The sequence below is a fragment of the Arthrobacter tecti genome, from assembly GCF_054511355.1.
In genome coordinates, this window is the sequence record NZ_JBTNCT010000003.1 from 305798 (window position 1) to 324115 (window position 18318).

Sequence of the window (18318 nt, forward strand, 5' to 3'; positions counted from 1 at the left end):
GTCCGCCCACAGTGAGGTGACCATCATGACAACCGCTACGGAAGCGCCGCAGGATCTGACCGCGGAGCAGGAGCAGTTCGACAGGCTGATTGCCGACGACTCCCGGATTGAACCCCGCGACTGGATGCCCGAGGCATACCGAAAGACCCTCGCCCGGCAGATCTCCCAGCACGCGCACTCCGAGATCATCGGCATGCAGCCTGAAGCCAACTGGATTACGCGCGCGCCGAGCCTGAAGCGCAAGGCCATCCTCATGGCGAAGGTGCAGGATGAAGCGGGTCACGGGCTCTACCTCTACTCGGCAGCTGAGACCCTCGGCACCACCCGCGACCAGATGATGGCGGACCTCATCGCGGGCAAGGCGCGCTATTCGAGCATCTTCAACTACCCCGCGCGCACCTGGGCCGATATGGGTGCCATTGGCTGGCTGGTCGACGGCGCCGCGATCGCCAACCAGGTGCCGCTGTGCCGCGCCTCGTACGGACCGTACGGCCGCGCGATGGTGCGCATCTGCAAGGAAGAGTCCTTCCACCAGCGCCAGGGCTTCGAAATCCTTCTTGAGCTCGCAAACGGCACGGAAGCGCAGAAGCAGATGGCCCAGGACGCCGTGAACCGCTGGTACGCGCCGAGCCTCATGATGTTCGGCCCGCCGGACGATGATTCGCCGAACTCCAAGCAGTCCATGGCCTGGAACATCAAGCGCTTCTCCAACGATGAGCTGCGGTCCCGCTTTGTCGGCATGATCGTGGAGCAGGTCAAGACGCTCGGTCTGACCCTGCCGGATGATGAGATCCGGTACAACGAGGAATCGGGCAAGTGGGAGCACGGCGCGCTCGACTGGGACGAGTTCAAGGAAGTCCTCGCCGGCCGTGGCCCCTGCAACGCCCAGCGCCTCGAGCGCCGCAGGGAAGCGCACGACGACGGCGCCTGGGTCCGTGAGGCCGCTGCGGCTTATGCCGTGAAGCAGGCCGAAAAGCGAACGATGGAAGAGGCGGCCTAGATGACCGGCGGATCAACAACCGGCGACGACGGCGCCAAGGCCCCCAGCGCGGAGCAGCCGAAACACCCGAAGGCTGAGCCGTGGCCGCTGTGGGAAGTGTTCGTTCGTTCATCGCGCGGACTCAGCCACGTCCACGCCGGATCGCTGCACGCTCCGGATGCCGAGATGGCTGTCCGCAACGCCCGTGATCTGTACACCCGCCGCAACGAAGGCGTGAGCCTGTGGGTGGTGCCGGCGTCGTCGATCATTTCCAGCGACCCGGACGCCAAGGGCCAGTTCTTCGAGTCCCCGCAGGGCAAGGACTACCGCCATGCCACGTACTACACCAAGAGCGAGGGAGTGAAGCACCTGTGAGCGAGTCGAACGCGAGCGCCACCCGCATTACGCCCGGTAATGCCCTGCGACCGGAAGACATCGCCGCCGCTGACCTCTTGCCGAGTGACGCAGTAGGGGAGTACGCGCTTCGCCTGGGCGATGACGCGCTCATCCTGGCGCAGCGACTGGGATGGTGGATTTCCCGTGCGCCCGAACTCGAGGAAGACGTGGCGCTGGGCAATATCGCACTGGATCAGATGGGCCATGCACGGTCCTTCCTCACCTACGCCGGGCGGGCCTGGGACAAGACGGAGGACGATCTCGCTTACTTCCGCGGGGAGGACGAGTTCCGCTCCTGCCATTTGGTGGAGCAGCCGGACGGCGACTTCGCGCGGACTATCGCACGCCAGCTGGTGATTTCCCATTACCAGTTCGAGCTGTACTCGAGGTTGATGGATTCTGCTGATCCCACGCTGGCCGCCATCGCTGCCAAGGCCGTGAAGGAAGTCGATTACCACCGCGACCACGCCGGCCAGTGGGTGTTGCGGCTCGCCCTCGGAACAGACGAGTCCCGCCGTCGCATGATCGCAGGCTTGACGCTGACCTGGCCTTATGTCGGCGAGCTGTTCGAGGACGACGCCCTTGTAGCCAATCTCGACGGCGTTGCAGTGCGGCCCTCGGCGCTTCGTGCTTCCTTTGATGCGCAGGTCGAGGCGATTTTCGCCGAAGCCGAGCTCGAGGCACCTGAGGTTCCTGCCGCCGTCGGCGGTGGCCGTTTTGGACGCCACAGCGAGCACCTTGGCTATCTGCTCGCTGAGATGCAGGTGTTGGCGCGCGAACATCCGGGGGCAACATGGTGACCGCGACGCGCGTGAAAGACAAAACCCGCGAAGAGACACTCTGGGACATCGCCGCCACGGTGGCGGACCCCGAGATTCCGGTCCTCACCATTGAGGACCTGGGCGTCCTGCGCTCGGTGAGGACCGACGACGACGGTGGCAACGGTGACGTTGTCGTAGTCACGATCACCCCCACCTACTCCGGGTGCCCGGCCATGGATGCGATCCGCGATGACATCATCACGGCGCTCGCAGATCACGGGTACACCGACGTGCGGGTTGACCTCGTGCTCTCACCGGCCTGGACCACGGACTGGATGAGCGCGGCCGGGAAAGCCAAGCTCGAGGAGTACGGGATCGCGCCGCCCACCGGAAAGGCTGCCGCCGGAAAGGTGAGCGTGGGCCTGAGCGTTAAGTGCCCGCAGTGCTCGTCCCTCAACACGCGTGAACTGACCCGCTTCGGGTCCACATCCTGCAAGGCGCTGTACGTCTGCCAGGATTGCCGCGAACCCTTCGACTACTTCAAGGTCCACTAATGGCAGTCAAACTAGCGCCGTCGAACAAGCGGCGCACAGCCTTCCATGAGCTGACGGTCGCTCAGGTGCGCCGTCTCACCGAGGACGCCATCGAAGTGACGTTCGCCGTCCCCGAGGAGCTGTCCGGGCGTTTCGATTACGTGCCGGGGCAGTATGTTGCGCTGCGCACCATGCTGGACGTCGACGGTGAGCCGAAGGAGGTCCGGCGCAGCTACTCGATCTGCGCGGAGCCGCAGCCGGGCGAGGTTCGTGTTGCCATCAAGAAGGATCTCGGAGGCACTTTCTCCACCTGGGCCAATGAACACCTGAAGGCCGGCGACTCACTCGACGTCATGAGCCCCATGGGACAGTTCATTTCGAAGCACCCCATGAATGAGCTGAACAGCCCTGACAACATCGACACCGACACGGAACACTCTTTTGTCGCAGTGGCGGCGGGTTCCGGAATCACGCCTGTCATCGCGATCGCACGTTCCGTTCTCGCGGCAAATCCGGCGGTGCGCTTTGACCTTATCTATGCGAACAAGGCCGCAATGGACGTCATGTTCCTCGAAGAGCTCGCTGACCTGAAGGACCGCTACCCGGCACGCTTCGCGCTTCACCACGTGCTTTCCCGCGAGCAGCGCATTTCGCCGCTGCTCAGCGGGCGTATCGATGCCGAGAAGCTGCAGTCGTTGCTGGCCAACGTCATCCGGACTGACGACGTCGACGAGTGGTTCCTGTGCGGACCGTTTGAACTCGTGCAGCTGTGCCGGGACACGCTTGCCGAGCGCGGTGTGCCTGCGGAGAAGGTGCGGTTCGAACTGTTCACCACGGGCGAGCCGACCAAGCCCGAGGGGCAGATCGGGAGGCCGGTCCGGGAGGACCAGACTGATGACAGCTATGCCATCACCTTCAACCTGGACGGACTCCAGGGCAAGGTCTCGAGCCCCACGCACGCGCGCGAGTCCATTCTCAATGCGGCGCTACGGGTCCGCCCGGACGTCCCCTTCGCCTGCGCCGGCGGTGTCTGCGGGACCTGTCGCGCCAAACTGGTGAGCGGAACAGTGGATATGGAAGAGAACTACGCCCTGGAACCCGACGAAATAGCGGGCGGGTATGTGCTCACCTGCCAGTCCCGGCCCACCAGCCCCGAAGTCAGCGTGGACTACGACGCCTAAACCACCATCGAGCGGCCACTTATGACGGTATCTCGGGCGGAAAAGTCGTCATAAGTGGCCGCTCGACGAGAATGAAACTACCCAAGGAGCATTCATGATCGACCTGACCATCGAGAACAACGTCGCGGAGATCGTCCTGAACGCTCCGGAGAAACTCAACGCCCTCAACGAGGATGCGGTCACTGAGCTCTCGAAAGCGTACGACGACGCCGCCTCCGCCGCCGCGGAAGGCCACGTCCGCGCATTGCTCCTGCGCGGCGAGGGCCGTGCCTTCTGTGCGGGACGGGACATTGCCGGCGTCGAACCGGAAACGGACGACGCCGTGGCCTACCTCGACGGGCTCGTCACCCCGCTGCTGAAGAAGATGGCCGACTTCCCCGCACCGACCTTCGCCGCCGCACACGGTGCCTGCCTCGGCGTGGGACTGGGGCTGCTCATCGCTACCGACGTGGTCTACGTTGCCGACTCCGCGAAGATCGGATCGCCATTCGCCAAGTTGGGAGCCACACTGGACTCCGGGGGCCACTGGCTGTTCACCGAGCGGCTGGGAGCCCACCGCACGCTTGACCTTATCTACACAGCGGACCTGATGTCCGGCGCTGACGCCGTGGCGGGCGGTCTTTTCAGCCGCGTCATCCCTGCCGACGAACTGCTCGACTCAACGCGGTCAACGGTGGGACGAGTTGCAAGCGGCGCTACCGGCGCTTTCACGGCATCCAAGGGTTTGGTCGCCTCCATTCGGGATCGCAGGCTCGGACTTTGGGACGCAGTTTCAGAGGAAAATACCGCGCAGGGAGAGCTTTGCGGCAGCGAAGACTACGCCGAGGGTTTCCGGGCCTTCCAGGAGAAGCGAACCCCGGTCTTCAAAGGCTGAGGAAACCGGTTTACGGCCGCTGACTGATACACAAAAGCAACTAGCATTGCAACATTTTGAACTCGATTTACGTCGAATTCGCTGCAACAGGGACATATTTGTCACTTTGTAGCATTTACTGGGACATGTGGTCGGGGCCGGTTCGTCGAGGGGCCTGATGGGGGATGGTGACATTTAGAACGGGATGTCACCTCCAGACGATGAACGCCCCGGCCACGCCTCTTCACGAATTCCGGACACTCAAGTCCCGGTCAGCGAGTGTCCATGTCCTCGAAGACCAGGAATGTCTGCGTATCCAGTACCCCAGGCATGGACTGCAACTGGTCGAAAATAACCCGTCGGAGATCGACGTTGTCCTCCGCGCGAACCAGCAGGATCACGTCGAAGTCTCCGCCAACCAGGGCAATGTGGTGAATCTCGGGGATTGCACGGAGCTGTTCCCTCAATTCCCGCCAGGAATGCTGCCGGACCTTGAGCGTGACATAGGCGGAGGACCTCAGGCCGGCCTTGATCGGGTCAATGAGTGCCGTGAACTTGGTGAGTACTCCGCTGTCCGTGAGCCGGGCAATGCGGGAATATGCATGGGCGCGTGAGATGTGCACGTTCTCCGCAACCGCCGTGACCGACAGCCGGCCATCCCTGGTTAGCTCTGTAAGGATTTTCCGGTCCACTTCATCGAGCGGTTGCTCTACCATATGTCTACACCCTCGCCCGTAATCCAGATCACAATAGCGTTTCGTCTACAAGAATAGCTGATCTGTATCCAACTATCCATGATTTTAGGGAAAACTGGATACGAAACCGTTCTGAGAAGGATAATCGAGGGACAGACCAGCGTCATCCGGCAGTGCCGGGTGCGTCCAGGCAGAGGAGCCGCCCAGGTGCCACGGCGGCGATGGAGGTAGCTATGACCATTCATTCGGAAAGCTCCACGGGCAATTCGGCGGACAACAACTACAGCGCGTCGATGAAGGACAGCGGTCAGCGCCGCAGCGGCCAGGACAGCGGACCGTCGGCTGAGGAGTACATGCTCCCATCAGATGAGCCTGTTCAACTGGTTGATCCCCGGGGTGAGCACGTCCACAACGACCGCTACCCACTGCCCGACGGCGAAGCCCTCCTTGCCGCCTATGAGAAATTGGTCATCGGACGCCGTATCAACGACCAGGCCAATGCCCTCGTCCGGCAGGGCCGGATGGCCGTCTACCCGTCATCCCACGGCCAGGAGGCATGCCAGGTGGCTGCCGCCGTCGTGCTCGAAAGGGATGACTGGCTCTTTCCGACCTACCGGGACACGGTATCGGTCATCACGCGCGGGGTTGACCCGCTGGAAGTCCTGACCCTGCTGCGCGGTGATTGGCACGCCGGCTACAACCCGCAGGAGCACAAGACCGCCACCCAAGCCACGCCCCTGGCAACCCAGCTGCTGCACGCCGTCGGCGTGGCCCATGCCGCGAAACTCCGCGGCGAGAACACAGTGGTGCTCGCAATGTGCGGCGACGGCGCCACCAGCGAGGGCGACTTCCACGAGGCGCTGAACTTCGCGGCCGTCTTCCACGTGCCGGTAGTGTTCCTCATCCAGAACAATGAGTACGCCATTTCGGTGCCGTTGAAGAACCAGACCGTGGCGCCGTCGTTGGCCCACAAGGCGATCGGCTACGGAATGCCTGGCGAACGGGTGGACGGGAATGACCTCGCAGCCATGCTCTCCGTTCTCGGCAAGGCCGCTGACCGGGCGCGCGACGGCGGCGGGCCGGCCCTCGTGGAAGCCCACACCTACCGGATGCAGGCCCACACCAACGCGGATGATCCGTCCCGCTACCGCCAGCAGTCCGATGTCGAACAGTGGGTGCCGAAGGACCCGATCAGCCGGATGCGGACCTACCTGACCAAGCTCAACCTGCTCACGGACGAGGTGGAGCGCGGCATTACGCAGGCCGCCGAAGACATGGCTGCGACACTGCGCAACGGCCTGAACGAAGACCCCGAGGTTGATCCGATGGATCTCTTCGAGTTCGTCTACTCCGAGAAGACCAGCCAGTTGCGTGAGCAGGCCGCCCTGCTGAAGGAAGAACTCACCCGCGAAGGGGTCCAGCGATGACCGACACCGCCGTACGAACTGAAGCACCCGCAAAAACGGGCCCGCAGCCAGTGACGTTCGCCAAGGCACTCAACGCAGCGCTCGCCGATGCGATGGAAGCGGATTCATCTGTAGTGATGTTCGGTGAGGACGTTGGGCCGCTCGGCGGCGTCTTCCGCATCACCGACGGCCTCACGGCGCGCTTCGGGGAGGAACGCTGCTTCGACACGCCGCTGGCCGAGGCCGGAATCATGGGCATGGCGGTCGGCATGGCGATGAATGGGATGCGTCCCGTCGTCGAAATGCAGTTCGACGCCTTCGCCTACCCCGCCTTCGAACAGGTGGTCAGCCACGTTGCAAAGATGCCCAACCGGACCAAGGGCCGCGTCACGCTGCCGCTGGTCATCCGCATCCCGTACGCCGGCGGGATTGGCGGCGTGGAGCACCACTGCGACTCCTCCGAGTCCTACTACGCCCACACACCCGGTCTCACCGTGCTGGCGCCCGCCACAGTCCGCGACGCCTACCTCATGCTGCGCGAAGCCATCCGCTTCCCCGACCCCGTGGTGTTCCTGGAACCGAAGAAGCTCTACTGGTCCAAGGAGACCCTTGATCTCGAGGAACTTCGGAAGACAGCCGACGACGACGCCCCCCCGGGTGTTGGCCGCGCGGTGGTCGCCCGCACGGGTACTGATGCAACGTTGGTTGCGTACGGTCCCTCCGTTCCAACAGCGCTTGCTGCCGCAGCTGCAGCGGCCGAGGAGGGCCGCAGCCTCGAAGTGATCGACGTCCGCTCGATCGTTCCCTTCGACGACGAAACGGTGAGCGCCAGCGTACGGAAGACTGGACGCGCCGTCGTAATTGCCGAAGCGCCGGGTTTCGCGTCCGTGGCGTCGGAGATTGTTGCCAGGATTCAGGAGCGCTGCTTCCACTCGCTCGCCGCACCGGTGCGCCGGGTGACGGGCTTCGACATCCCCTATCCCGCGCCGAAGCTCGAGCAATACTTCCTGCCCAGCGTGGACCGCATCCTGGACACGGTGGACGAACTGCAGTGGGAGGACGAGGCATGAGCGCCGAAACTCTTTCCCCTTCAGCGAAGGTCTTCCTGCTTCCCGACCTCGGGGAAGGGCTCACCGAAGCCGAACTGGTCAACTGGTTGGTCGCAGAGGGCGACACGGTGGTCGTTGACCAGCCGGTGGCCGAAGTGGAGACGGCCAAGTCGACCGTGGAGGTGCCCTCGCCGTTCGCGGGCGTCGTCACGCAGCTGCATGGCGAAGCGGGAACCACCATCAATGTAGGCGCCCCGCTGATTTCGGTGCGTCCGGATGGTGCACCCGGTGCTCCCGCGGGAAACGCAGACGCCGAGGCCTACCGTGAGGAGGAGCGCGCCGGCGTCGATGTGCCTTCGGAGGAGGAAGTCGAGTCCGCTCCAGACGTCTCGGAAACTGAAGCGGGAGGGTCAGGCAACGTCCTGATCGGTTACGGCACGCCCGGTACTGGGACTGGGGGACGGACCCGTCGGCGTAAGGGTGGAGTCCCTGCCGCGCCAACTCCTGCAGCTCCCGCCGTGTCTGTTGAAGAACCGGCAACGGACGCGCAAGCCGTTCTCTGCATCTCACCTCTGGTCCGAAAGCTGGCCCGCGACGCGGGTATCGACCTGCGTTCCATTTCCGGTAGCGGCGCCAACGGGATGATCCTGCGCCGCGATGTCGAACAGGCCTTGGGTTCTTCGAAGGCTCCCGAATCTGATTCCGCAGCTGCCACGATGCAAGCCGCCTCTACACCGAGCGGAACCGGTGACGAGGACCGCCGTACCGGCTTGGGTATTTCCGAACGCATTCCGGTCAAGGGCGTCCGCAAGACAGTGGCGGAAGCGATGTCGCGCAGCCGGCGTGAAATACCAGAAGCGACCGTGTGGGTGGACGTGGACGCCACCGCACTGGTGAACCTCCGCGCCGAGCTGAAGCGCCGTCAGCCCGATTCGACGCCGGGCATCCTGGCGTTCGTAGCGAGGTTTGCGCTCGCCGGACTCGCGAAGTATCCGGAGCTGAGCACCCGCATCGTTGAACGTGAGGACGGCAGCAGCGAGATCCTGCGGTTCGACGGCGTGAACCTCGGGATCGCTGCGCAGACGGACCGCGGACTCATGGTTCCGAGCGTGCATCGCGCTGACCGGCTCAGCGCGCGCGAACTGGACGCGGAGATCCGCCGGCTCGCCGCCGTCGCACGCGATGGAAAAGCGACGCCGGCCGAGCTCACCTCCGGCACGTTCACCCTCAACAACTACGGGGTGTTCGGCGTTGACGGCAGCGCCGCGATCATCAACTACCCGGAGGCTGCGATTCTAGGACTCGGCCGGATCATCGACAGGCCGTGGGTAGTCGGCGGCGAACTAGCTGTTCGGAAGGTGACCGAATTGACCCTCGCATTTGACCATCGCGTGTGCGACGGCGGTGTAGCGGGCGGGTTCCTCCGGTACGTAGCGGACGCCATCGAGAACCCGGGCGGCGTGCTGGCAGACCTGTGACGGTTGTCGGACCGGAGGTTCGCTTCGCTCGGGCCAGTCGCTCGCCCGATACGCTTAGCAACACTGCCGTTTAAGTGGAAGGAACCATGACCGAGCTGAGTACCGACCAGTCCCATCCCTGGCAGCAACTCGCCGAACACGTCTGGACGCTGCAGACGGATGGACTCCGGATGAACGTGGGCCTCGTGGTCGGCACTGAGCGTGCGCTGGTCATCGACACGGGAACCGGCCCACGGCAGGCTGCGTGGATTCTAGACGCGGTCCGCCAGATGACCGACCGGCCAATCACCGCCGTGAACACGCATGCCCACTACGACCACGTCTTCGGAAACGCATACTTAGCCGCCCAAGGAGTCGAGGACTTCTGGGCGGCCGAGCGCTGCGCCGTCGTCGTCGTCGAACAGGGTGACAAGTGGCGGGCCGCTGTCGCCGGGCTGGAGCCGGCCATGGCATCGAACGACGGCGACCACACGAACCTCCATCCGGCGAACCAGCTGGTCACCGATGCGCCGGTGGACCTGGATCTTGGGGGAGTATCGGTAACGCTTTTCCACCTTGGACGTGGACACACTGACCACGATCTCCTGGTGGGTGCCGGGAACGTGCTCTTCACCGGAGACCTGGTCGAGGAAGGCGCGGATCCCGCGTTCGATGATTCATTCCCCAGCGACTGGATTCGCACCCTCGGCAAGGTCACCGCGCTCGATGACCTGTACGACGTGTTCGTGCCCGGTCACGGCGCGCCCGTCGGCGTCGATTTCGTGACGACGCAAATGAACAAGATGCGCAGCGCTGTCCGTGTCACGAAAATCGCGATGGACGAAGCCTCGGTGGACATGACCAAGGCCATCCCGATCCTGCCCTACGGTCCCGAACAGTCGCGGGCACTGCTTACCCGGCTTCGGACGCTCGCGCACTGGAAATGGCTGGAACGACAGCGCTGAGGACCTGCGTGACCACCTTCTTGGAAGTGTCTTCGAGGGAGCCGTTGCCGTCGAGAACCACGAATGTCCCGAAGTCCGGGAGCGAGCGGTAGGCGGCGTCCAGCGACGCTAGGAACTCCAGCGTCTCCTCATCCGTTGCACGCGAGGCGATGCGGGCGTACGCCGCGTGCGGTTCCACACTGAGGTAGATCACCAGGTCCGGCTGCGGAAGCAGCTTCATTAGCCACCGGAGCAGGCGGCCGGCACTCAACCCCCGCACCTTCCGCAGCGCCAGCTGGCAGTGGAGGTGACGGTCGAAGACGACGACGCCGCGCCGTCGTCGTGCCCGGAACGTGGAGCGAAGGACAGCGAGTATTCGAAGCATTGTCTCAAGCGCATCGAGTACCCGTACTCCGAGGAGGGATTCCGCGGTGGCGGAGTAGCGTGAGGCCCACCGGTTCAGCGTGCGGCGGCCGCCCGGATTGCGGTACAGCTCCGCCTCGACGCCCCGTGTGGCCAGCTCGCGCATCAGGGTCCGTGCCACAGTAGTTTTCCCTGCGCCGTCAATCCCAAGCAGGACCACGCGGAGAACCTGTGGATTTCCTGGAATGCCGGTCATTTTCGCCTCTCGCGGGTGTACGCTCTGGGAACCATTGTCGCAAGGGCTACTGGACATCGACTGACAGCGCCATTACTGCTCCACCATTGCAGTCCGTTCGGCTCCCCGCAGCGAACACCATATGAGCTGGGTTACACGTTCCCGGAGCTACCGGGCGGAGGTCCCCGCCGGAATGGAGAACCATGAACATCACGCGTAGTGCCCTTGGTTTAGTTCTCGCTGCAGCGCTCGTCGGAGTGGCGGGCTGCGGGTCCGGCGACGATCAGGCCGGTGAAGCACCGCCCGCAGAGACAACCAGCGCGGCCGAGCCGACCACCGATGAAGCCACCTCTGAGGACGCCTCCGAGGAACCGTCGGAAGAGCCCTCTGAGACTGCTTCGGCAGAACCGACCGAGGATGCGCCGGCCGAGGAAATTGTCATCACCATCCGAAACTTCGAGTACGAGATGCCGGAATCCGTCCCCGCCGGCGCTGAAATTACTGTCATCAACGAGGACACGGCCCCGCACACCGTGACAACTTCGGAGACCGAAGACTTCGACGCCGTCGCCGCAGGTGGAGAGACCGTCACGTTCACCGCTCCGTCCGAGCCGGGGGAATACCCGTTCATCTGCACTTACCACCCGAACATGACGGGCACACTGGTGGTGACAAGCGATGGCTAGTCAGGCGGCCCGGCGGCCGGTGGCGCATGGGCGCTCCACCGCGATGCTGATGGTCCTTCGCGTGATCATTGCGCTGGGTCTGGCCGTTGACGCCTACGTGCACTTCGTCCTCGCGCCGCAGTACCAGGGCGCGTATCCGGGCGGCATCGGCGGAGGGAACCTGTTCCGCATCCAGGCCGTGGTTGCGATTCTCGCGGCAATTTACGTGCTCGTCCGGGGTAGCAGGCTGTCCTACGCCATAGCCGCGGTCGTCGCGCTTTCGGCGTTCGCCGCCGTCGTGCTGTCGGTGTACGTGCAGTTGCCCCAGATCGGGCCGATTCCGGCGATGTACGAGCCGCTCTGGTTCTTCGAGAAGACCGTGAGCGCCGTGGCGGAGGGGATTGCGGGGGTTCTCGCCGTTGTCGGATTCTTCCTGGTGCCACGAAAGGACGCCGCCCTGCGCTAGCGTTGGACGGTGCACCAGGAACCGTTCAGCCTCCGCAAGATAGCGATCGGAGCGTACGGTCCCTCGTTGCTGTACGGCGTGTCGATGGGCTCGATCACGCCCGTGATTGCGCTGTCCGCGCGGGATCTGGGTGCGGACATTCCGACGGCGGCGCTCATCATCACGCTGACCGGCATCGGTTCGCTCTTGACCAATGTTCCGGCGACGCTGGTCACCACGAGGTTCGGCGAGCGGTGGGCGCTCGTGGCAGCGTCGCTGTGGTGTTCGGCGGCGATGATCCTGGCCCTTCTTGCGCCGAACCTGGCGGTTTTCGGTGCGGCGATCTTCATGGTGGGAATGGCCGGAGCGGTGTTTGGGCTGGCGCGACAGAGCTATCTCACGGAGGCCGTACCGATCGACTTCCGCGCCCGCGCCCTGTCAACGTTGGGCGGGGTTACCCGGATCGGCGTGTTTGTCGGTCCATTTGCCGGTGCGCTCGCGATGAGCGGTCTGGGGCTCGACGGCGCGTACTGGGTGGGCGCGGTAGCCACCCTTGCGGCTGCTGTGCTGAGTTATCGGGTGCCGGAGCTTCAAGCGCCGCAGCACGCCGTCCGCCGGCGGGGTTCGCCGTCGGACGGCGTGGTTCCTCCGGCGACGGTTCGAGCGATCCTGCGGAGCCACGCGCGGATCTTTGCCACCGTTGGGGTCGGCGTTCTGCTGATCGCCGCCGTCCGGGCTACGCGGCAGGCAGTACTGCCGCTCTGGGCGCAGGAGATAGGGCTGGATCCGACCACGACGTCGATCATCTACGGTCTCTCCGGCGCTATCGACATGCTGATCTTCTACCCGGCTGGAAAGGTCATGGACCTCTACGGCCGGCGCTGGGTTGCGGTTCCGTGCATGCTGATCATGGGTACCGCGCTGCTGCTGCTTCCGCTCACCCGGGATGCGTTCAGCCTGTTGCTGGTTGCACTGCTGATCGGGTTTGGAAACGGCATAGGGTCCGGGATTGTGATGACGCTTGGAGCCGATTTCTCCCCGTCGCCGGGCAGGCCGCAATTCCTTGGCATCTGGCGGGTGCTGACTGACATCGGAACCATGGCGGGTCCGGGGACCGTTTCCGCCGTGACAGCGGCCGTCACCCTGGCCGGCGGTATCTGGACTACGGGGGTGCTTGGTCTGATCGGGGCAGCGGCGCTCTGGCTATGGGTGCCGCCGCGGAAAAAGCATCTCTCTGGACATTAGTCGCGGCGCAGGCGCGCCTGGGACGCGAAGAGCCAGCAGGCCGTCGCACTGAGCGTGAATCCAACACCGACGATGAGCGCCAGGCCGGACCAGAAGAAGAGCGGCACGTTGGCGGTTCCGGGAACCGGTGCCGGGCCGATCAGTTGGACAAAGAAGTACAGACCCAAGGATCCGAGCAGACCCAACAAACCAGGAATCCAACAGAACACCAGCCAAAGGCGGGATGCCGCCCAGTGCTCCCCGAATCCAGACCACACATTCCACGGATTTCCAGTCCGCATTATCAGCAGGCCGCCAAGCAGCGTCCACGCACCGACGACGAGGAACGCCGCCACTACATCTGCCGGCCGGTGCCAAAGATTGATGAAGGTAGCCGCACCGGCCAGCACGGAGTACGCGCCTCCCGCGGCAGCCGCGAGGGGCCGCCACCGAGGGGAAACCACCAGGAAGATTGCCGCCGCGGCAGAAGCCGCCAGGGTGGTGTGACCCGAGGGCAGTGAATTGAAGTCGAGCGTGGGAACGCCGCGATCCGGACGATCCAGCAGGAGGTTCTTCAGGACCTGGGTTGTCAGGTTGGCGCCCAGAATTGTTCCGAGCGCGATCCCGGCGGCAACCCATCGTCGTCGTCCCAGCGTCACGAACAGGATGACCGCGGCCGCAATGAACACCGAGATGACCGGGAGGCTGTCGAGGAACTGAAGGAACGGCAACTGGCTGTCAGGGGCGGCAATGCCGGCCTCACGCCACGCGGATTCGTCCGCGAACTGGCCGGTGGTGGTGCGCACGAACGCCCAATAGGTCCAGCCCAGTGCAGCGAAGCAGAACACAGAGCCGAGCACGAACAGCGCAGGCCGCCTTGCGGCGGTCCGGTAGCGGCGTTCGCTGGTCGACTGCGTGGAGCTCACCTGCTTAACACTGACACAACGAGGATAAGGTTCCTCAATTCAGATCCAGCCTTGCTGCCACGCTTTCTCCGCGGCGTCGTGCCGCGAAACTGCATTCAGCTTGGCCATCGCGGAGGAGAGGTAGTTGCGCACCGTGCCGGAAGCCAGATGTAGGTCCCTGGCGATCTGCTGGACTGAGGCTGTGGAGCGGCTCAGGCGAAGTGCATCAAGCTCGCGGTCGGTCAGCGGACACCGTTCGGCGGAGAGTGCCGCCGCAGCGATTTCAGCGTCGATGTAGCGCTTGCCGGCCCTGACGTCACGGATCACATCCGCGAGGTCCTCAGCGGGCGTGGACTTCGGGACAAAGCCTGACACCCGTGTTGCGAGGGCCCGACGCAGGACGCCCGGCCTGGCATGCCGGGTCACGATGATCACACGGGTGGCAACTTTGGACAGTATGAGCGCTGCAGCCTCCAAGCCATCGGCTCCGGGCATCTCAAGGTCAAGGAGGCACACATCCGGCCGCTCGCTGATTGCGAGTTCAGCCGCGGTGAGGCCGTTGTCGGCGCTTGCAACCACTTCGATATCCGGTTCGAGGGCGAGCAACGCAACGAGTGCGCCCCTGATCAGGTGCTCATCATCAGCGATCAGTAATCGTATGGTGCCCGGCGGCGCTGCTTCGTTCATGCGGGGCCACCTCGCGGCGAAGGGATGGTCATCCGAAGCTCGAAGCGGTCATTCCCGGCGTCTTCGTTGACCTCCAGTTGTCCAGCGAGTGGTGCAACGCGAGCGCGCAGACCGGCGATTCCTGTCCCGGGCGTCCGGGCTGTCCTGTCACCAATCAGGCCGCTGTTGACGATCTCAAGTACGTACTGCTGGTCCGCGGACCAGCTGAACCGCAGTGATACCCAAGTGGCGTCACTATGGCGCAGGATATTCGTTGTCGCCTCGCGTACGCCCATGGCGAATGCATGGCGCAAGCTGGGATCAGGAGGCAGGGGTCCGACGTCGAGCTCACAGTGAGCGCCAGCGGCAGTGAGCACTGAGCGGGCGTTCTCGAGTTCGTTGTCGAGGGCGTCCTCACGGTACCCGGCAACCAGTGCACGGGTCTCCTCGAGCGCCTGACGCGCAATGACCCGGGTCTCGTGCAGATGCTCCCGCGACGCATCCGGATCAATGGCGAGCATACGTTCGGCCAGCTCGGCCTTGAGTGCGATCACCTGCAAATGATGCCCCTGAATGTCGTGAAGGTCGGCCGCGAAGCGTAGTCGTTCCCGGGCGACGGCGAGCTCGGCCGCCGTGCGGCGGTGCTCGTCGAGTTTCACTACGATCTCCCACCACCACAAGCTGCTCAACACCATCAAGGGGAAGGCAGCGGAGTAGATGAGAATTGGTCCAAGGCTGGAGTCCGGGCCGAAGCCCAGCGCGTAATCAGGAGGGTGGGTGGCCAGGAGCAGCTGAAGGATAACCAGTGCGATTCCGGCTGCCAGTACCATCCGCCGCCGCGACTTTTCGAGCAGGGCGGCCCAGAGGCAGAGGGCGATCCACAGCGGAAGCGCCGCTGGAAACTCGCCGACCGGCCGGAAGAACCCCAGGAACCAGATCGTTGCAGCCGGGGCGAGGAGGGCCGCCGTCCAAGCAAGCCGTGGCTGACCGCCGCCGCGGCCCACCCGCAAGAACCAGCAGTAGCGGACCTGCATGGCACTGGCCGTGAGCGTAAGCCCAACCAGCACGTTTGCCGTGGATGTGACGGGCGCCGAGAACGCCATCATAAGGAGCAGCGAGTCGAGGACAACACAGAAGAAGACGATCGAGCCAAGAGTGTAGAGCCAGGTGGACTGGACACTGCGTCCGTGCGCGGAGCCGCCGTCGTCGTGCTGGTCAGCCACAGTTTCCTCGTGCTTCTCCGCCGTGCCCGAACGGAGCGATGACTGGACCATGACTCCAGCGTAGAGCAATGACATTTGTCACCGGACGGGCATGCAATTCGGTCTGTAATCCTGTGACGGCGCAGCACTATAGAGGACCATATCGAAGCAGGAGGATTGAATTATGGCCGATCCGCACTTGTGAACGGCGCTGCACGAACCCCGATGAAAGGCATTCTAAGTGATTGAGCAACTGCAAGACTTCACTTCTTCGCTCCCTGACCTGTTGCAGTGGGTGGGGGTGATGCTGGCCGCTGCGATTCCGTTTGTCGAGTCATACTTCGGTTCGATCATCGGTGTCCTTGCCGGTATCAACCCGGTGATCGCGATTGCTGCCGCGATCGTGGGTAACGTCGTCTCGATGCTGATCTTCGTGCTGAGCGCTCACGGAGTCCGGGCGAAAGCCCTGCAGGGCAAGGCACCGAAGCCGCTGTCTCCGCGCAAGGAGAAGCTGCGCCGGCGGTTCGACAAGTACGGCGTTGCAGGCGTCAGCCTCCTCGGACAAACCGTCCTTCCCAGCCAGATCACGTCTGCAGCGATGGTTTCCTTCGGCGCGCCGAAGAACGTGGTGATCCTCTGGCAGGTTATTTCCATCATCATCTGGGGCGTCGTGTTCGGTGTGCTGGCCAGCCTGGGTGTTTCGGGTCTGTCCTGATCTTCAGCGCAGACTGTTCGGCATACGCTGGACTGATGCCGGCCCCCACTCTCGAGGAACTGCGTTCCACCGCTCGTGTTGTCTCGATTCCGATGCGCGTCCGTTTCCGCGGTGTGACTCACCGCGAGGCGCTCCTGCTGCAAGGGCCCGCCGGCTGGGGCGAGTTCGCACCCTTCCCCGAGTACGACGACGACGAATCCGCCGCCTGGCTGCGCGCCGCCATCGAAGCGGCCTGGCCCGGGTTCCCGGAGCCGGTGCGCAGCCGAGTGCCGGTGAACGCGACGGTGCCAGCGGTGGCGCCGTCCGACGTCGAACCCTTACTTGCGCGCTTCGGGGCGGCGCCCGCGGTCAAGATTAAGGTGGCAGAGCGAGGTCAGACCCTCGACGACGACGTCGCCCGCGTCGCCGAGGTGCGGCGCCTCCTGCCCGTTGCCCGGCTGCGGGTCGATGCGAACGGCGGGTGGGATGTGCCCGCTGCGCTGGAGGCTTTAGAGGCGCTGGCACCGTACGAACTGGAGTATGCCGAGCAGCCGGTGATGAGTATCGAGGACCTGCGGACTCTCCGGTTGGAATTGCGGCGTCGCGGGATTCCGACCCTCATTGCGGCGGATGAAAGCGTGCGTAAAGCTGAGGACCCGCTGCGGGTGGCGCGCGAGGACGCAGCGGACTTGATCGTTGTTAAGGTTGCACCGCTTGGAGGTGTGCGGCGTGCGCTGGACATAGTCGCCCAGGCCGGGCTACCCGCCGTCGTAAGCTCTGCCCTGGACACGTCTGTGGGGATCAGCGCCGGTGTTGCGCTCGCCGCGTCCCTTCCGGAGCTGCCTTATGCGTGCGGGTTGGGGACACTGTCCCTGATGGAGGGGGATGTTTCGGCTACCCCACTAATCCCCGACGGCGGGTGGTTGCCCGTGCGGGCGCCGGAAGTGAGTGAGGAGCTGATCGCGCGCTACGCTGCTCCGGCCGGGCGGCGCGCGTGGTGGCTCGAGCGGCTGGAGAGGGTTGCGGGGCGGCTCTGACGAGTTGGCTGCAGCGCGTTATGCAGGATGCGTCCGTTGCTCAAAGATCGAGCACGAACCCCAGGGCCTGGTTGATGGCACTCAAGTCATCCGGAGCAACTCTCCCGCGGCGGTTCAGCAGGCGATCGATCGAAACAACACGCACCTGATCGCAACGAGCGTAGGAGGTATGGTTCAGACCGGTGCGACCGGGCTCCACCTCTACGTGGCTGCGCAAGCCATAAGCTCGAGACGTAACCGGAACCACCACAAGCAGTTTGCCGGGACCGTTATTCAGGATGTCGACGGACACGACGACGGCAGGTCGGTGAAATGCCGGTTCATGCCCTATGGGCTGGCCGAGGTCGATGTCATAGAGATCGCCCCGCCAAATCATGCGAGAGTGTCCCACTCCTTGCTCTCAGAGACGTACTGCTCCCAAAGCTCAGGATCATCCCGTAACCGCTGATAGTCCTCGTTCAAACCGCGCAGAAACTCCTGGCGTTCCAGAGCGTCAATCGCAGCATGAAGTACGTCGATGACGGCGGTTTGGCGAGATTTTGCAAGGGAATGGAGCCGCTCCGAATCAGGCCGACGTACCCGGACGGTAGTGGTATCTGTGGTGGCCATCTACTAATTGTAGACGAAT

Annotated in this window: 22 protein-coding genes; 15 read left to right on the forward strand and 7 right to left on the reverse strand. The window is 64.1% G+C overall.

Annotated elements, in window-relative coordinates; genetic code table 11:
• The first annotated feature begins 25 nt into the window (after positions 1 to 25).
• The 6 genes from paaA (at position 26) to ACX80C_RS06190 (ending at position 4724) form a co-directional block, all read left to right on the forward strand.
• Positions 26 to 1000: a 1,2-phenylacetyl-CoA epoxidase subunit PaaA gene (paaA, locus tag ACX80C_RS06165; protein WP_459325410.1), complete on the forward strand. Its 975-nt coding sequence runs from the start codon at positions 26 to 28 to the stop codon at positions 998 to 1000.
• Positions 1001 to 1354: a 1,2-phenylacetyl-CoA epoxidase subunit PaaB gene (gene paaB, locus ACX80C_RS06170; protein ID WP_167994495.1), complete on the forward strand. Its 354-nt coding sequence runs from the start codon at positions 1001 to 1003 to the stop codon at positions 1352 to 1354. It begins immediately after the preceding gene.
• On the forward strand, positions 1351 to 2175 hold the full coding sequence (gene paaC, locus ACX80C_RS06175; protein ID WP_459325411.1) for a 1,2-phenylacetyl-CoA epoxidase subunit PaaC: 825 nt from the start codon (positions 1351 to 1353) through the stop codon (positions 2173 to 2175). The genes paaB and paaC overlap by 4 nt, the downstream gene beginning before the upstream one ends.
• A complete protein-coding gene (gene paaD, locus ACX80C_RS06180) occupies positions 2169 to 2690 on the forward strand; it encodes a 1,2-phenylacetyl-CoA epoxidase subunit PaaD (RefSeq protein WP_459325412.1) in 522 nt (173 codons plus the stop codon). The genes paaC and paaD overlap by 7 nt, the downstream gene beginning before the upstream one ends.
• Entirely contained in the window at positions 2690 to 3850 is a 1161-nt protein-coding gene (paaE, locus tag ACX80C_RS06185; protein ID WP_459325413.1) for a 1,2-phenylacetyl-CoA epoxidase subunit PaaE, read from the forward strand. Before paaD ends, paaE begins: the two co-directional genes overlap by 1 nt.
• A gap of 94 nt (positions 3851 to 3944) precedes the next feature.
• Entirely contained in the window at positions 3945 to 4724 is a 780-nt protein-coding gene (locus ACX80C_RS06190) for an enoyl-CoA hydratase/isomerase family protein (protein WP_459325414.1), read from the forward strand.
• Positions 4725 to 4975: 251 nt separating this feature from the next.
• On the opposite strand, the gene ACX80C_RS06195 is transcribed toward ACX80C_RS06190, so the two are convergent.
• A complete protein-coding gene (locus ACX80C_RS06195; RefSeq protein WP_459325416.1) occupies positions 4976 to 5419 on the reverse strand; it encodes an Lrp/AsnC family transcriptional regulator in 444 nt (147 codons plus the stop codon).
• 212 nt (positions 5420 to 5631) lie between these two features.
• On the opposite strand from ACX80C_RS06195, the gene pdhA reads away from it, so the two are divergent.
• The 4 genes from pdhA to ACX80C_RS06215 all read left to right on the forward strand — a co-directional run bounded on the left by pdhA (position 5632) and on the right by ACX80C_RS06215 (position 10275).
• Positions 5632 to 6825 carry a pyruvate dehydrogenase (acetyl-transferring) E1 component subunit alpha gene (gene pdhA / locus ACX80C_RS06200; protein ID WP_459325417.1) on the forward strand — a complete coding sequence of 398 codons (1194 nt, stop codon included), beginning with the start codon at positions 5632 to 5634 and terminating at the stop codon, positions 6823 to 6825.
• Positions 6822 to 7874 carry an alpha-ketoacid dehydrogenase subunit beta gene (locus ACX80C_RS06205; protein ID WP_459325419.1) on the forward strand — a complete coding sequence of 351 codons (1053 nt, stop codon included), beginning with the start codon at positions 6822 to 6824 and terminating at the stop codon, positions 7872 to 7874. Before pdhA ends, ACX80C_RS06205 begins: the two co-directional genes overlap by 4 nt.
• Positions 7871 to 9331, forward strand: a complete 1461-nt coding sequence (locus tag ACX80C_RS06210) for a dihydrolipoamide acetyltransferase family protein (RefSeq protein ID WP_459325420.1) — start codon at positions 7871 to 7873, stop codon at positions 9329 to 9331. The genes ACX80C_RS06205 and ACX80C_RS06210 overlap by 4 nt, the downstream gene beginning before the upstream one ends.
• Before the next feature lie 86 nt (positions 9332 to 9417).
• A complete protein-coding gene (locus tag ACX80C_RS06215; RefSeq protein WP_459325421.1) occupies positions 9418 to 10275 on the forward strand; it encodes an MBL fold metallo-hydrolase in 858 nt (285 codons plus the stop codon).
• Here the strand turns inward: ACX80C_RS06215 and ACX80C_RS06220 are convergent.
• A complete protein-coding gene (locus tag ACX80C_RS06220) occupies positions 10223 to 10873 on the reverse strand; it encodes a deoxynucleoside kinase (RefSeq protein ID WP_459325422.1) in 651 nt (216 codons plus the stop codon). The genes ACX80C_RS06215 and ACX80C_RS06220 overlap by 53 nt on opposite strands.
• Before the next feature lie 182 nt (positions 10874 to 11055).
• On the opposite strand from ACX80C_RS06220, the gene ACX80C_RS06225 reads away from it, so the two are divergent.
• From ACX80C_RS06225 to ACX80C_RS06235, 3 genes are read left to right on the forward strand one after another with little or no spacing between them, the layout of a single operon-like run.
• Positions 11056 to 11538, forward strand: a complete 483-nt coding sequence (locus ACX80C_RS06225; RefSeq protein ID WP_459325423.1) for a cupredoxin domain-containing protein — start codon at positions 11056 to 11058, stop codon at positions 11536 to 11538.
• Positions 11531 to 11983, forward strand: coding sequence for a hypothetical protein (locus ACX80C_RS06230; RefSeq protein WP_459325424.1), 453 nt, complete (start codon positions 11531 to 11533; stop codon positions 11981 to 11983). The genes ACX80C_RS06225 and ACX80C_RS06230 overlap by 8 nt, the downstream gene beginning before the upstream one ends.
• A gap of 9 nt (positions 11984 to 11992) precedes the next feature.
• Complete coding sequence (locus ACX80C_RS06235; protein WP_459325425.1) at positions 11993 to 13207, forward strand: MFS transporter; 1215 nt, start codon at positions 11993 to 11995, stop codon at positions 13205 to 13207.
• Here the strand turns inward: ACX80C_RS06235 and ACX80C_RS06240 are convergent.
• From ACX80C_RS06240 to ACX80C_RS06250, 3 genes are read right to left on the reverse strand one after another with little or no spacing between them, the layout of a single operon-like run.
• Positions 13204 to 14112: a phosphatase PAP2 family protein gene (locus ACX80C_RS06240; RefSeq protein WP_459325426.1), complete on the reverse strand. Its 909-nt coding sequence runs from the start codon at positions 14110 to 14112 to the stop codon at positions 13204 to 13206. The genes ACX80C_RS06235 and ACX80C_RS06240 overlap by 4 nt on opposite strands.
• A gap of 39 nt (positions 14113 to 14151) precedes the next feature.
• Complete coding sequence (locus ACX80C_RS06245) at positions 14152 to 14778, reverse strand: response regulator transcription factor (RefSeq protein ID WP_459325427.1); 627 nt, start codon at positions 14776 to 14778, stop codon at positions 14152 to 14154.
• Positions 14775 to 16031 carry a sensor histidine kinase gene (locus ACX80C_RS06250; RefSeq protein WP_459325429.1) on the reverse strand — a complete coding sequence of 419 codons (1257 nt, stop codon included), beginning with the start codon at positions 16029 to 16031 and terminating at the stop codon, positions 14775 to 14777. Before ACX80C_RS06250 ends, ACX80C_RS06245 begins: the two co-directional genes overlap by 4 nt.
• 169 nt (positions 16032 to 16200) lie before the next feature.
• On the opposite strand from ACX80C_RS06250, the gene ACX80C_RS06255 reads away from it, so the two are divergent.
• Complete coding sequence (locus ACX80C_RS06255) at positions 16201 to 16674, forward strand: hypothetical protein (protein WP_459325430.1); 474 nt, start codon at positions 16201 to 16203, stop codon at positions 16672 to 16674.
• A 35-nt stretch (positions 16675 to 16709) separates the two neighbouring features.
• Positions 16710 to 17690 (forward strand): o-succinylbenzoate synthase, encoded by a 981-nt coding sequence (locus ACX80C_RS06260; RefSeq protein ID WP_459325432.1) that lies wholly within the window; start codon positions 16710 to 16712, stop codon positions 17688 to 17690.
• Between the two features lie 40 nt (positions 17691 to 17730).
• Here ACX80C_RS06260 and ACX80C_RS06265 read toward each other — a convergent pair whose 3' ends face one another.
• Entirely contained in the window at positions 17731 to 18066 is a 336-nt protein-coding gene (locus ACX80C_RS06265) for a type II toxin-antitoxin system PemK/MazF family toxin (protein ID WP_459325433.1), read from the reverse strand.
• On the reverse strand, positions 18063 to 18299 hold the full coding sequence (locus ACX80C_RS06270; protein ID WP_459325434.1) for a hypothetical protein: 237 nt from the start codon (positions 18297 to 18299) through the stop codon (positions 18063 to 18065). Before ACX80C_RS06270 ends, ACX80C_RS06265 begins: the two co-directional genes overlap by 4 nt.
• Positions 18300 to 18318 lie beyond the last annotated feature (19 nt).